Source organism: Streptomyces natalensis ATCC 27448 (assembly GCF_000935125.1).
In the GTDB taxonomy this organism is placed as follows: Bacteria; Actinomycetota; Actinomycetes; order Streptomycetales; family Streptomycetaceae; genus Streptomyces; species Streptomyces natalensis.
In genome coordinates this window covers 22,581-36,308 of sequence record NZ_JRKI01000031.1, presented here as the reverse complement: position 1 = coordinate 36,308, position 13,728 = coordinate 22,581, and the positions used below count along the sequence as shown (strand labels likewise).

At 66.6% G+C, this 13,728-nt stretch carries 11 protein-coding genes and 2 pseudogenes; 3 read left to right on the top strand and 10 right to left on the bottom strand.

Annotated features, from left to right (window positions below; translation table 11 throughout):
• The first annotated feature begins 51 nt into the window (after positions 1–51).
• Positions 52–189, top strand: a complete 138-nt coding sequence (locus tag SNA_RS42685; protein ID WP_157880057.1) for a hypothetical protein — start codon at positions 52–54, stop codon at positions 187–189.
• 183 nt (positions 190–372) lie between these two features.
• Here SNA_RS42685 and SNA_RS23855 read toward each other — a convergent pair whose 3' ends face one another.
• The 3 genes from SNA_RS23855 to SNA_RS23845 all read right to left on the bottom strand — a co-directional run bounded on the left by SNA_RS23855 (position 373) and on the right by SNA_RS23845 (position 4,906).
• Entirely contained in the window at positions 373–2,286 is a 1,914-nt protein-coding gene (locus tag SNA_RS23855) for a hypothetical protein (protein ID WP_030063346.1), read from the bottom strand.
• Between the two features lie 762 nt (positions 2,287–3,048).
• Positions 3,049–3,939: an SAM-dependent methyltransferase gene (locus tag SNA_RS38515; protein WP_051877070.1), complete on the bottom strand. Its 891-nt coding sequence runs from the start codon at positions 3,937–3,939 to the stop codon at positions 3,049–3,051.
• Between the two features lie 43 nt (positions 3,940–3,982).
• Positions 3,983–4,906: a DUF5753 domain-containing protein gene (locus SNA_RS23845; RefSeq protein WP_030063349.1), complete on the bottom strand. Its 924-nt coding sequence runs from the start codon at positions 4,904–4,906 to the stop codon at positions 3,983–3,985.
• 284 nt (positions 4,907–5,190) lie between these two features.
• Between SNA_RS23845 and SNA_RS23840 the strand changes: the two genes are divergently transcribed.
• A complete protein-coding gene (locus SNA_RS23840) occupies positions 5,191–5,991 on the top strand; it encodes a cytochrome P450 family protein (RefSeq protein ID WP_157880055.1) in 801 nt (266 codons plus the stop codon).
• Positions 5,992–6,117: 126 nt separating this feature from the next.
• Here the strand turns inward: SNA_RS23840 and SNA_RS42680 are convergent, their stop codons facing one another.
• Positions 6,118–6,420, bottom strand: a complete 303-nt coding sequence (locus SNA_RS42680) for a hypothetical protein (RefSeq protein ID WP_051877071.1) — start codon at positions 6,418–6,420, stop codon at positions 6,118–6,120.
• Between the two features lie 52 nt (positions 6,421–6,472).
• On the opposite strand from SNA_RS42680, the gene SNA_RS23835 reads away from it, so the two are divergent.
• Complete coding sequence (locus SNA_RS23835; RefSeq protein ID WP_051877072.1) at positions 6,473–7,327, top strand: cytochrome P450; 855 nt, start codon at positions 6,473–6,475, stop codon at positions 7,325–7,327.
• 80 nt (positions 7,328–7,407) lie between these two features.
• On the opposite strand, the gene SNA_RS23830 is transcribed toward SNA_RS23835, so the two are convergent.
• From SNA_RS23830 to SNA_RS44245, 6 genes and pseudogenes are all read right to left on the bottom strand, one after another.
• Complete coding sequence (locus SNA_RS23830) at positions 7,408–8,751, bottom strand: cytochrome P450 (protein WP_241779804.1); 1,344 nt, start codon at positions 8,749–8,751, stop codon at positions 7,408–7,410.
• On the bottom strand, positions 8,738–9,916 hold the full coding sequence (locus SNA_RS23825; RefSeq protein WP_241779803.1) for a selina-4(15),7(11)-diene synthase: 1,179 nt from the start codon (positions 9,914–9,916) through the stop codon (positions 8,738–8,740). The genes SNA_RS23830 and SNA_RS23825 overlap by 14 nt, the downstream gene beginning before the upstream one ends.
• Before the next feature lie 107 nt (positions 9,917–10,023).
• On the bottom strand, positions 10,024–11,427 hold the full coding sequence (locus SNA_RS23820) for a cytochrome P450 family protein (RefSeq protein WP_044366740.1): 1,404 nt from the start codon (positions 11,425–11,427) through the stop codon (positions 10,024–10,026).
• A 202-nt stretch (positions 11,428–11,629) separates the two neighbouring features.
• Complete coding sequence (locus SNA_RS23815) at positions 11,630–12,139, bottom strand: hypothetical protein (RefSeq protein ID WP_030063221.1); 510 nt, start codon at positions 12,137–12,139, stop codon at positions 11,630–11,632.
• A 131-nt stretch (positions 12,140–12,270) separates the two neighbouring features.
• Positions 12,271–12,673: pseudogene (locus tag SNA_RS23810) on the bottom strand (DUF6009 family protein).
• A pseudogene (locus SNA_RS44245) lies at positions 12,670–13,504 on the bottom strand (DNA primase family protein); the annotation flags it as partial. The pseudogenes SNA_RS44245 and SNA_RS23810, both read right to left, overlap by 4 nt.
• Positions 13,505–13,728: the final 224 nt, after the last annotated feature.

The window sequence follows — 13,728 nt, the reverse complement described above, 5'->3', positions numbered from 1 at the left end:
GCCACTGCCGTCGCCCCGCCCTGGGCCACGAGGCGCCCCGCCACTACCGAGGTGGGCGCACTGCTCCCTCTCGATCATGCCCACGAGCGGGAGCTTGAACTGCCTGCTGGCCAGGATTTCATCCACGGCCCGGCATTGCTGCTCGCGAACGTCGTTCGCATCAGTCATGATGCTGTCCCCCGCATCTGAGTGTTTACCGAAGTGTGCAGGTGTGGCCAGCATGCCCAACCTAGCTGGCCATAGACAACCACTGCGGCGGTGGCTTCGGCGAAGCGAGGACGCGGCACGTTGACCGACAGCCCTAGGTCGAGCCGCTTGTCCACGTCGAGACGAAGCGCCTGGGCACGCGGGTACACCATGCCAGATCGTGGGCTAAGGCCGGATCGCCGCTGGTGGGAATCTGACGGGCTGTTGGTGCCGGGACTGTGGTGTGGTGCGCGCCAGCCGCGTCATGCGGTCGTTGACGAAGAAACTCCGTACGACTGCTCTTCTGTTCCCCTGGGGATGGCGCGCCCACCACTGCTCACGACGCTTGTGGTCGCTCGCTGCACGTCGCTCCAGGGCCCTTGCCTTCTGTTTCTCCCAGCGGCGCCGCAGCTTCTCCCTGGTGGCTTCCCAGACGGTCGAGAAGGCCCTCCGCTCCTTCTCGATCCGGGCCGCCGTCGCTGCCTTCCTCTTCTTCATTGACCGCAGCTCCCTCGCGGCCTGTCCGGTCAACTCCCACCCGTTCTTTGTCGACCGCGCTACGCGGAGCGTGCGGAGCGTCTGAAGGCCCGTTTCTACGTTCGCCAGCTGCTGGCGGGTCGGGTGGGGCGTGGGGGTGTAGCCGCTGAGGTGGAAGAGCTGGGTGACCGTGTGGGGGCGGGGGTGGAGGGCCAGGGTGGTAGCCAGGCTGAACCAGGAGCGGCTGCGGGGGGCGGGGGTGTGACTACAAGGTGGTTCAGAAGTTTCAGCACGGAAGTCGAGGGTGAGCAGGTTCAGGCTGAACTCGTGCGATGCCTTTGGGCCCATGCTCTGGTCGTAGGTGCGGGTGCGTATGAGCACGCCAGCCGCGGTGAACGCCTCCAGGGCATCCCGGATCGTGTTCCTGGACTTCCCGGTGTCGTTCTCCAAGTCCCGCTCCGGCAGCGGGCGGCAGGCCAGGCCCTGCCGTGCCATGCGGTCACCGATGGCCGCCAGGATGTGTTCCCGGCTGTGCCGGGTGCTGGGCGTCCAGTTGTCCCAGAAGAGCGTGCGTACGCCCGCCAGCAGCGGGCCCGTGAGGCTCTTCCAGCGCGCGGCCGGCGACTTTCCGGTACGGCCGCGGTTGCTGTCGACGTACTGCACGGCCGGGTTCCAGGCGTGCTTGACCCACCAGCGGTGGCCGCGCTGCCGGGCGCGGGCGAAACCGCGGTGCTGGGGGTTGGCGACGACTTTCCAGGCCGCTTCGTTGTCGTACCCGGCGACGATCAGCCGGGCGGTGGAAAGCAACTCGCTCAGCGAGCGGTCCAGGTAGTAGTCGGCGCCAGGGGTGCGAAGGCGGTCCCAGAACTCACCGTTGGGGATTGCGGACAGGCGCCGCTGCCTGGGAATGGCAGGAGTTACCTTCCCGAGGGTGGCCGGGCGGCTGACGCGGGGCATGTTCATCGCCCATGTCGGCAATGCGTCAGCGGCGCCCTCGATGGACTCGGGAAGGTCGACACGGCTGGTCTTGCGATGTGGTGCAGACAACGGCCGCAGAGTGCGGCGCCAGTCGATCTGCCGGGCCGTCGCACCCCAGTGGTCCCGGATGGTGTCCACGGTCGCCTTGAACGCGTCCCGCGCGGCCTGGCTGCGGAGGCAGGCAATGAGGTGCCAGCGCCCTGCGCCGCCGCCGGACCGGCGCTTGATAGACCAGCCGCCGAGTTCCTCGGCGTGGTTCGTCAGGTGTTCGAGCGCGGAGATGCTCCAGTCCTCGTCCTCGTCCTCGTCGTCGCCGTCGATGTCGATGGCGACGACGCTCTCTCGGAGCGTGGCGACGTAGGACGCAGCCTTGCCGGTGCGTACGAGGTCAGCGGCCTCACTGAGGAACCTCAGCGGCCGGTCCGTGACGACCTTCGAGTTTCCGCTGTCGATGCAGAAGACCGGAGCCGCGAAGAGCAAGTCGTCGAGCAGGAGGGCAGCCACCCGGGCTCGCTCCTTCGTGCTGTCTGCCGAGCGCTCTGCCTGCTTCGGCGGGGCGGTGACTGTGAACAGCGGCTCGGTGACCGCCGTCTGGTAGGGGACGGGCGCGGCTGTGAGTATGCCGATGAACGGTGCGTGATACACACCGTCTTGAGGCAAGGATGTGCCGGCCCGGGGACCTGTGGCTATGATGGTCTCCAGAACTGAATGACGTCAGGCAGCACAAAGCCCGCATCGGGCGATACCGCCGACGTCAGTGGAAGAGGCTCTGGTCAGCTCACTGGCGACCAAACCGATCGCTGACAGTGCCTCGGATTCAGTTTTCGTATGGCCCCGCGGGGTGCCCCCCCGGGGTGTGTATCAGTGACTCTTCCGCGCGTCACGAATCACGCGGGTCACCCTTATTCTTGATCACCTCTCACAGGTCATGTCCAGTTTGTGTAATAGGGTCGAGGGCTCGGTTGGGGGGTAGAGATTGGCGCTGGGCGCACCCTGAGGGAGGCACGCCCAGCCTCCTCGGTGGGGCTCCTGAGCGAGGCGTGGGCGCAACACGCCTGGCGGAGCGCCTGTTGGTGCATTGGGATGGGTGTTGCATAACTCGGGCTGAGCCTGCGGTGGCTATTGGAACCACCACGTCTTACTTGCGGTGCCTGGCCGGGACTGGTCGCAACAGTCCCGATGCGGGATCGGTGTTGTTCAGTGCCCCACGCGAGCGCCTCCGTTCATGGGAACGATTACCTCGGTGGTCGAGGTACTGGGAGTCGGGAAGTAGATGCCCTGCGTTGCTTCGGAGGGCATCGCGAGGCGTCGTGGCTGGTTCCGGTGCACGATGTTCGCCTGTTGATCTTCAGGCAAGCTCGTCGCCATACCGTCCTCCTATCGACGAGTGGCTGTCGTCATCTGTGGTCAACGGGCAGGTTTACGGCCGACGGCCGCGTACTTCGAGTCCTCCAGGTCGCTGATCTGGAAGGTCCTGACGCGCGACATCACGGGTGTGCCCTCGATATGCGGCACCACGATGTCCTGTCGCCAGGAGTGGCTCATGACCAACCCGGGGCCTGTCAGGTCAAGTCCGCTGTCTGTGAAGAACCGCAAAATTTCGTCGCGGCTTCGTAGGTGCAGGGGGCCTTCGTCGCTGTTGGCGTTGTAGACATCGACCACTTTGCCCATGTCGCGCAGATCGCCTGTCGGATGGTTGAGCGTCATGTAACTCCCGGGCGCCAGCGCGTCCACGTAGCGGGCCACGAAATCGTGGGGCTGGGCGGAGTCTGGGATGAAACACAGCACGTTGTTGAGCAGCAGGCCGATGGGCTGGCTCAGGTCCAGCATCTGGGTGACCTGGGGAGAGGTGAGGACCGCCTGTGGGTCGGTCACATCGGCGTACAAGAACGTGACGTGCTCTGCTGGGCTCGTGCTCAGCTCGATCTCCCAGTAGTCACGCACGAAGGGGTCGGAGTCGACGCAGACCACCCGTACATCGCGGGACACGTGTCGGGCGATCTGATGGAGGTCGGGCTCTATCGGGTAACCGGCGCCCAGGTCGAGGAACTGTCGGATGCCGAGGTCCTTGGCGAGGTGGTACATCATGCGCTCCGAGCAATGACGTGCCGACCAGGCGCTGGCCCGGGCGTCGAGCCCGTGTTTCGCGTAGTCCTGGATGATCCCCTCAGCGACCGCCATATCGTCGCGGAAGAAGCCGGGGGTCCCGAGCAGCGCGAAGTAGACCCCTGCGGGGCGCTGTGTTCGGGGCGCTCGCGCCTCGTTGTCGTCTGCGGATTCGTGGCCGCTGCTCGTCATATTTCCTCCCGTGTGTGCCCGTTCCTCCTCACCTCGTCAGCCGTCACCCGTCCCACAGTTCGCGCTGAATCACCCGCAGGACGTCCGGGGTGTCGCGGAAATCGGTGGAACGGCTATTCGTGCGGTCGAGATGTTCCAGGTAGGCGCTTGTGATCTTTGGTTTCTCAAGGTACTCACCTCCCTCCAGGTTGAAGCGGACGACGACGTCAGGAAGGTCGTACAACCGGAACCGGAACAGGTAGAAGGGCTCCCCCGTGCCGAGCGACGCGCCGGCGTTGTGAGGCAGGACCCGAAGGCGGATGCTTGCCTTGGCCGCCTTCTGCTCCCAAGCCCCTTCCGCGAGGTCGATCAGGTGCTGAAGCTGCGCCCGCATGACCTGGCGGCCGCCAACTGCGCGCCGCAACACCGTCTCATCCAAGATCAGATACAGGACCTGAGGTTTGAAGTCGCCCTTCTCCTCCAGAAGTCCGCGCCGCCCCTCTCCCGACAGGAACCGCTGCTGACGCTGGACGTTCAACTCGACACGGCGCTCGACCGCTTCGGCGTCCAAAACCTGATCTTGAGCCTGGAGCGCGGCGCGGGCGTAGTCCTCCGTCTGGAGCAGATCCGGAACCGTTTGCGGGGCATATCCCCGGATGGTCTGCGCGGCTTCTTCCAGGCTCAGGAGGCGCGTGCAGGAGGGGGGAACGACGTCCTTGTAGTCGTCTTCCCACCACTCGGGTTGCCTTGCCGCGCGCACGTCTGCAAGGAACTCGGCAGATTCTTTCTCGTTGAGGCCATACCGGGCCAGCAGGCTAGCGACGTAGGGGATCTTGAAGGCGCTTTCCGCGTTTTCCATCCGGCGGATGGTCATGTGGCTGGTGCCCAACAAGGCTGCGGCTTCTGAAAGGTCGACGTTCGAGTGCTCGCGCAGGGCCTGGAGCCGTCGCGCGATCACCGTCTGCGCCACGGTCGCCTGGTTGCTCATCGGCACCTGGTGTCCCCCTTCACGATCTCCGTGCACCCGCGAGTGTGCCACGGGCATGAAAGTGAATACCAGAATGTTAATCACATTTTCCGTGTGGGATAGTAGGCATCGGTTCCACCCGGACGCAGAAGGCGCGCTGACGGTGGTCCTTGCTGGGCGCCACAGACATGCATCGGACAGCTCCAGCACCCAACTCCACTGACTCCCGCGGAGCTTTCGTGTCGCTACCTGATGCCGGCGGAACCGGCCCGCACCACATACGCGACATCGCCCTCACCAAGGCGGTGCATGACGTCGGCCCCCGTTTCGAGGAGTACGTCACACAGCTCGCCGACGAGTTGATCGACGTCGTCGGCCCGGCTGGCCGGGCCGACCTGATAGCCGACTACGCGACACGCCTGCCGCTTTTGGTCGCCATGGGGCTGCTCGGCATGGACGAGCGCTACGCCGCGGCGGTCCAGCACAGTGTCCGAGACATATGTGATCGGCGGCCGCGTGCTGCCCGTTCGTCGGCAAAGCTCAATGATCGCCTCCGCCAGCTCGTCGCCGAGAAGACGTCCGTGCCGGGGCCGGATCTGGTCTCCTGGATGCTGCATCATTCCCCGGCTGCCTCTGCGGACGAGATCACCTGGCAGGCCCGCACACTCTTGATGACGCTCAGCGCCGATGCGACAACGTGCATCGGGCAGGCTCTCGACGATGACCTGGTCGACGAGACCGCGCGCGGCGCCCAGCAGCCTCCGACGGAGACAACCACCACCCCACCGCGCAGCCGCCTTCAACCGACAACGAGCCAAACCACGGCCAACCGGACCCACCATCATGACCAGGCGGAAGAGGCAGCGCACCGCGCCTTGAGCTTGCTGACGGAGACGACCGTTGAGACGGCGGTCTGCGCACTACGCAACCGCCTCCGCCACCTTCGCCTCACGGTTCCTCGCCGTGAACTGCTCTACGACCCGACACGATGGGGGCCCTGCCCCCGGAACCTGCCCGTGCGGTTCGTGCCCGCGAAACCGATCGTGACCGGCCCCGTACGCTGGCTCCCCGATCCCATCTTCACCACGCAACCACCCGCTCCTTAAGCCCTGCATCCGCACATGCATCACCCCTTCGTTCCCGAGCGCGCCGCGCATGGTCGAGCCCTGCCTCCCTTGCGAAGCCGGCCCCCCAACCCCCCATACGGAGAGACCTCCATAACCAGCTCGCAGTCATGCCCCCATCTGCTCGATCCGAGCATCGGCGAGGTGCACGCGGAGACGGCGCGCCTCCGTGAGCACGGACAGTTCGTCCCCGTTGAGCTGCCCGGCGGAGTGGCAGCGTGGACAACTACCGACGAGGAGACGGCCCGCCTCGTCCTCGGCGATGACCGACTCGCCAAAAGGATCGAGATCTGGCGCGCCGTCCAAACGGGCGAGGTGCAAGAAAACTGGGAGTTGTTCGGCCTGGTCGGCGGGCGGGGGATGCTCTTTCAAGACGGCAAGGATCACCAGCGGATTCGCTCCCTGGTCCATCCAGCCTTCACCACGGCCCAGGTCAAAACGCTCACCCGACCGCATCACATACGTGGCCGACGGCTTGCTGGAACGCCTGGCCATCGCATCCGCGCAATCGCCCGGCGTCCCCGTCGATTTGCGGGAAAGCTTTGCCTATCCCCTGCCGGTGCGCGTCATCTGCGACTACATGGGCGTCGACGACCGCTCATCGACCCTGATGCGCGGCCCGTTCGAGGCCCTGCTCTCGGTACGCACTCAAGGCGAGGCCGCGTCCGCGATGGCATCCATCCGCCAGGTGCTGGGCGACCTGGTCGCCCAGCGACGCCGCGAGCCAGGCAACGACCTCACATCCCGACTCGTCCGGGCACGCGACGACGGCGACGGCTTCCGCAGCGACGAGGAACTGATCGACAACCTACTGCTGCTGATCAGCGCGGGGCACGAGACCACCGTCAATCTCATCTGCAACGCCGCCTACGCCCTGCTACAGCGCCCGGACATGCTCGCGCTGGTGCTGGACGGCACACACACCTGGGCCAGGGTGGTGGAGGAGAGCCTGCGGCACACCTCACCGGTGCGCTACGCGCTCATGCGGTACGCGACTGAGGACCTGGTGATCGCGGACGCGCACGTACGCCGCGGGGATGCGGTGATCGTGGGTATCGCGGCTGCCGGCTACACCCCGGACGAGGAAGGCGCTGACACCTTCGACCTGTCCCGCGCCGACCGGAGCCATGTGGCGTTCGGATCCGGGATACACCGCTGCCTGGGCGCGGAACTGGCACGAGCCGAGGCAGAAATCGCGCTGCGCCGGTTGTTCACCCGCTTCCCCACCATGCGATTGGCCAAAACGCCGAAGGCGCTCAACTCGATCGCCTTGCAGGGCATTGACAACCTCTCCGTCCATCTCGACACCACAGTCTGAGGCGCCGTACAGGGGTCGGCACCTCATATGGGCCGTGGCAGGTGACGGACGACTCATCACCTGCCACGGCCCCGTTGTTGCTAGTGATCGCGGGCGACGATCCGCATGGGTACACGGTCGGGGTGCGCCATGGCGGAAGCGGCCTCGCGGGTGGTGTGCTCCCCGGTCGGCCGCAGTTGCCAACGGGACAGGAGCGTCGCCAGGGTGATGGTGGCCTCGGTCCAGGAGAAGGCGTCGCCGATGCATTTGCGGTTGCCGCTGCCGAAGGGCACATAGGCATGGCGCGGCAGGTCGCTGTGGCGCTCGGGCTTCCACCGGTCGGGGTCGAAGCGGTCCGGCTCGGGGTAGAGGGCCGGATCACGGTGCAGGGCGTAGAGGCTGAAGGCGATCTCGGCACCGGCGGGCAGGCTGTGGCCGCCGAGATCCACCGGTTCGACCGTACGGCGCATCAGCAGGGTCACACCGTGCAGGCGGATCGTCTCGTCCAGCACGCGGCGGATGGTGTGGAGCTGGCTGACGTGCTCGATGGTCACGGGTCCTGTCCCGACGACGTCGTCGATCTCGGCGAGAACTTCCTCCTCCACCTGCGGAGCGTGCGCCAGCTCGTGCAGCGCCCAGGTGAGGGTGGAGGCGGTGGTCTCGGTGCCGGCGAAAAGTATCGTGACGAGTTCGTCGCGGACCTCCTCGTCGCTCAAGCCCTCGCCTTCGTCAGTGCGCGCTTCCAGGAGCAGAGACAGCAGGTCGGTCCGTTCGCCGCCCTGGGCCTGGCGGGCGGTGGCGATGACCTCGTCGATGACCTGTCGCATGGTGCCGGCGGCGCGGTCGAAGGCCCGGTTGGGGCCGATAGGGAGCCAGTCCAGGAATGTGGGGGATGCGGCGCGTACGAGCATGGTGCGCAGGATGACGGGCAGGTCGCGGCGGACCGATTCCACGGCCGAGCGGCCTATGTCCGCGGAGAACATCGTCGCCGCGAGGGTCTCGATCGTGAAGTGCCCCATCACGTCGAGGAGTTCGATCCTCTGGTCATGGCTGAGGGATTCGGACAGAGCGCGGGCCCGGTCGCTCATGATCTCGGCGTAGGCGGAGATGCGCTCGTGGTGGAAGACCGGCTGTATCAGCCGCCGGTGGCGGCGGTGAGTGTCGCCGCTCGCTGTGGCCAGGCCGTTGCCGACCAGGGGCTGGACCCGGTCGTAGAGGCGGCCCTTCTCGAAGGAGCGGGCCTGGGTGGTGGTGATCTCGCGGATCAGGTCGGCACTGGTGGCGACGTACATCGGCATCGTGCCCAGATCGACGCGTACCAGGTCGCCGTTGTCACGCAGCGAGCGCAGGAACGGCAGCGGACCGCGGGCCAGCTTGAGGGTGTGGCCCAGCAGGGGCAGGCCGCCCGGGGCGCGGGGTACGCCCAGTGCGTCACGTCGTGACACCGAAGAAACCTTCCTGTTGATGGTGGGTGAGCCGCCCGGTCATGGGGGCGAGGTAGGCGGAGACGGTCTCGTGCGAGGTCGCGGGCAGCAGGGACCACCACTCGCGGATGACCGGGATGTCCAGCGGGTCGTCGCTGTCGTCGGTGGGTTCGCTGCGGAAGGCGCTGGGCAGCGGCGCCGGATCGTCGGGGGTGGTGTACCGCAGGGAGGTGATGCCCCAGTCCTGGCTGGCGCGGATGAACTGTCCCAGGCTGTCGAGGTATTGGCACAGCTCTGGTCCGGCATGGGCTTGCAGGTGTGTGCGCAGGCGCAGGAAGAGGCGCAGCACGCGGTCGCGCTGGGCCACCGCAGTGGCGAGGGCCTGGTTGGTGGTGCAGCCGGTCTCGTGCTCCAGGACGCGGATGACGTTGAGGTAGTAGTCGCCTGAGTGATGCTCCTTGTGGTGGCTGAGCAGGTCGTTGTCCCAGGTGATGACGAAGGAGGCCATCTCGCCGGCGGCGCGTACGGCTGGGTGGTCGCGTTCGTCGGCGTCCAGCGCGTAGCCGTGGCCCATCTCCAGCAGCGGCAGCACTACCGTGGTGGCTCCGTCGTACAGGCGCATCAGGGTGTAGTCGCTCAGGCTCGGGACCGTTCCCGCCGCACGGTGGTGAGCCTCCCAGACCACCGACCAGAAGTACTCGCGCAGCGCATCGACCCAGCGGGTCGCCTGGGCGGGGGTGGCGTGGCGGTCGACACGGCGGCTCAGGTCGCGCAGCGCCGCGGCCAGAGGATCGTCGACGAGCATCGGCGCCTGGGGCTGCTGGGCTATGCGCAGCAGCTCGTGCAGGGTGGCGGTGAGTTCTCCCGGTCTTCGCCCGAGCGTGCCTTCTTCGCAGTGGCCGTCGTCGACGCCGAAGAGCCACAGCACGAAGTCCGACAGCAGCGTGATGACGTTCTCGTCGCCCTGGGGGAGGATACGTGCGGCGAAACGGCCGATGTCCTGGGTGACCAGGCGGCCGCGCAGCTGCGGGGAGCCCACCTTGTAGGCGTGTGCCCAGCGGGTCGTCGCGGCGTTGATGTCCGCGTGCCGGGGGTGGATTGCCGGTGGGATGGGAGCCCACAGGGCGGGTATGAGATCGGGCCCCACGGCTGCTTCCTTCATCTCGACGCCCTGTGGTCTGCTCATGCCAAGGGTGATTGTCCGGTCGGCATCGTACTGATCGACCGGAATCTCAACCACTGTGTCTCACGTGAAGACGCGGGAATCATGAGGCGTCAGATGAACAGGAGGTGTCAGCTTGACGTGCCCATCAGGCGCTTCCACCACGGGCGACGTGCACCCTCGTCAACCCGTGCGGGGGCCGACTGCGCGGGCACCGGAACCAAGGTCCCGGCCGTCGGAGGAAGAGGCAGGCGGGTTTTCGTGTCCTCGGTCTGCCTCGGCGCGAACTGCACCGGGAGCCCCTCCTGGCGCTGAGTCAACCATGAACTCCGCGTGACGAGTTCCCCCTCATCCACGGCGAGGTGCAGGTCGGGAAGCCGCGCCAGAAGCGTGTCGATGGCTCCCTCGGCGATCGACCGGCCGATGTCCCTGCCAGGGCACTCATGCGGCCCGCTGCTGAAGGCGAGGTGCGCCCGGTTGCCGTGCAGCGGCTTGGCCAGGTCGGGACGCTGGGCCGGGTCGACGTTGCCGGCCGCGAGACCCAGCAGCAGAAGGTCCCCCTGCTGAATCTCGTAATTGCCCAGCATGACCCGTTCTTTCGCCACGCGCCCCGGGACCACCGACATCGGCGGGGCGTCCCACAGGACCTGATCCAAGGCATCGGGCAGCGTCATCTGCCCGCCCGACAGGCTCGCCCTGAAGCGCCGGTCGGTCAGCACCATGCGCAGCGTGTTGGCCATCAGGTTGACCGTGGTCTCGTTCGCGGCCACCAGAATCAGCCGCAGGTGCTGAAGGACCTCATCCTCGGTGAGCTCGGAGTGGTGAGCCAGCAGCATCGACGGCAGGTCATGGCCCGGCTTGTCCCGCCGGCGCCTGACCAGGTCACGCAGCGTCTCGACAAGGAACGCGTTGGACTGCATCGCCGTTTCGCTCAGTCGCATCAGGTCCAGGGCCGCACTGACCAGCTGGGGACTGTTGGCCTCCGGCATGCCCAGCAGCCAGGTCATTACCATCATCGGCAGCCGCTCGGCGAACTGGCTGATCAGATCGGCCCGGCCGTCGGCGGCGAACTCGTCGATCAGCTGCCGGGCGTAGCGGACGGTGTAGCGGCGGATGCCGCGCAGCGCGAACTGCTCCAGGCTGTCGGTGACCGCCCCGCGCAACCGCGCGTGTTCCTCCCCATCGGCGAAGACGCACACCGGCTGGGGTTGCAGCGTCGGCCGAAGCGGGGAGTCGGCCGGCACCTGGCCACGCTGGAACATGGACCATTGGCTGGAGTCACGGGTGAACTGGAGAGGGCGGTTCGTCACCTGCTTGAGTTCGTCGTAGCCCAGCACCAGCCAGGCCGGCAGATCCCCATGCAGCAGCACCGGAGCCACAGGCCCGTGCTCACGACGCAACTCCTCGTGCAACGCACGCGGATCGGCTTCGCCCTGCCCATACAAGCGGCGTATGCCGTCCTGTCCCAGATTGTGTGCGGGACATCCCGGAGGCGGAACGATGCCCGTGTTGTGGGGATCCAAGTGATCAGTCACGAGTTCTCCGAGCCCCCGATAGCAGCGGGCGATGCACCGGTGTCTGCGGGCAGACACAGTCTGGTGTCACCGCGCACGCTCCATCGCGGTAGTCATACAAGATGATCAGGTCCAAGGCAGCATAGCGCCGTAGTCTCAGCCCTATTGGCGCCCTTGCGTGTCTCTGACGCCGACGACATGTGCGGGACTTCCGCCGTTCGCGTCACGGTGACGTGGGCGGCTTGGGAGACTGCTGTGCCGCTGGGACGTGCAGGGCCGCGATCTCTCGCACGATCGCGTGGATTGCGTCCTCGTCGCCGGGGCTACCCTTGCGGATCTGCTCCAACAGGCCTGCCTCTGTGTCGACTTCACCACGCTGCACGGCATTGAGATAGGCGGCCGCCATCTGGCACAACGCCTCCATGCCGGAGTTTTCAGCACCTTCTTCCTGGTGTCCACTGAACCGGCGAGTCAGGTCCTGGTAGCGGGCGGGGGGCAGCGCGGCTTCCGGTACCACCTTGGCGTACGGTGTGCGGGCGCTGGCGCCGGCATGGAGGACGATGTCCTCCGCCAGCAGATGCAGCAGGTAGTCAAGGCCCCCGCATCCCCACGCGGACCGTACATTGCGGTGCAACAGCAGCACCACACGATGGTCTCCCGACGCCGTGCAGGCTGCCATGTCCTCCGCCACAGATTGCAGCTGGGAGCGGTCACCGTCGTTCAGTGGCTTCACCAGGTGCTCCTCCTCTGCCTGCGCCGGTCACTTGCGTCAACCCTGCCACATCACGATCGGCCACCGACCTGGGCCAGTTGCCGACGAAGCGTGAGGCCTCGGCTCTGATCCGTTCGACGTCCGCCCACGGCTTATGACTTAGGGAGTGTTATGCCCATCTCCCGCATGGCATCGGACGCCGGGCCGCCTTCGGAGCGTTCGGTCTTGTAGCCCTTGGCGCGGGGACTGACAGTGCGGGGGGCGACGGCTTCGGAGGGCGCGCCGGTGGCGTAGAGGCCGTCGGGTTGCTGGTCACGGTCATGGGGGTAAGACAGAAGACGCGGCGCAGGAAGGTGCCGGACGCGCGGGAGGCTTTGGCGGCGGGGCCGAGGATGGCGTAGCCGACGAGCCGGCCGTCTCGGTGGTAGGGGGATGTCGGCGTCGGCTGGGGACGCGGTCGAGGCTCTAGCGGACGTAGTCGAGGGAGGTCGTGTCCTCGAGCCACACGAGGTCGGTTTCGTGCGTGAGGTCCTCGGGGTCGATCAGGGCGCTCACGCGTTCTCCTCGTTGATGTCCGCGATCAGTCCGATGCCTGGGTAGTACTTCTTGGAGCTGGAGGTGGCCATCTCCTTGGGGGAGGTCATGCCTAGCGTCTCGCGGACGCGGCCGGCGAAGGCACGGGAGGAGACCGTGGTGGCGCCCTCAGCTTCGCACCAGCGGGTGTAGGCGAGGTAAAGGTGTTCTTGTTCGGCACGCAGTCCGGGGTCGGTTTTGCAGTTCTCGGTGAGGACGCGTCCCATGTGGTCCTTGGTCTCCGCATACGCCGTTGTCGCTACGCGTACCCGCTCAGGTCCAGTCAGATCCTTCTCGCCAGCGAGGTAGCGGGCTGCGTCGTTGACGAGCCAGGTCAGGATGCCGGGGCCTTCCAACGGTGATGAGGATGCCGACCTTGCCGGCGTCGGGCACGACGTGTCCGAAGGGGACCAGGTGCATGCGGCGGGCCTTGATGATGTCGCCGCCGGTGAGGAGTTTGACGCGGGATTCGAAGCGGTCGCCTGCCATGAGCTCGGAGCAGACAATGACGCGACGACCGTGGCGTTCTGCCAGGTCGGTGAGGTGGCCGTCGAACTGCTTGGCCATCAAAAAGCCTGGTGGGGCGGCGTCGGCGTAGTCGCCGAGGAGTTTGACGATGACATCGAGCAGGACGCTCTTGCCGCTCTTGCCCAGGCCGTAGAGGAAGGCCAGGATCTGCGCGCCGACATCTCCGGTAACGGAGTAGCCCAGCAGCAGGTGCAGATAGTTGATCATCTCTCGGCCCTCGGTGTCCTCGCCAAAAGTGTCGGTGAGGAACTGGCGCCAGCGTGATGTGGGCGTCTTCTGCGGCGCGGTGCACTCCACCAGATCTCGGTCGGCAGTTGCCTGGCGCCCTCGCTCCGCCGCGCCAACCCTGACCGCGACGGAAGCTCTGTGGTGTGCCGCCCTCGCGGCCCGCTTGCCATCCGGCGCATTGAAGAGGTGGTCGACGAGGCCGGAGGCGGCTCGGCGGCGGTGGTAGTGGGTGATCTGGCCGAACCACTGCCGGGGAATTTGGAACCGTGCCGTGGAACGAA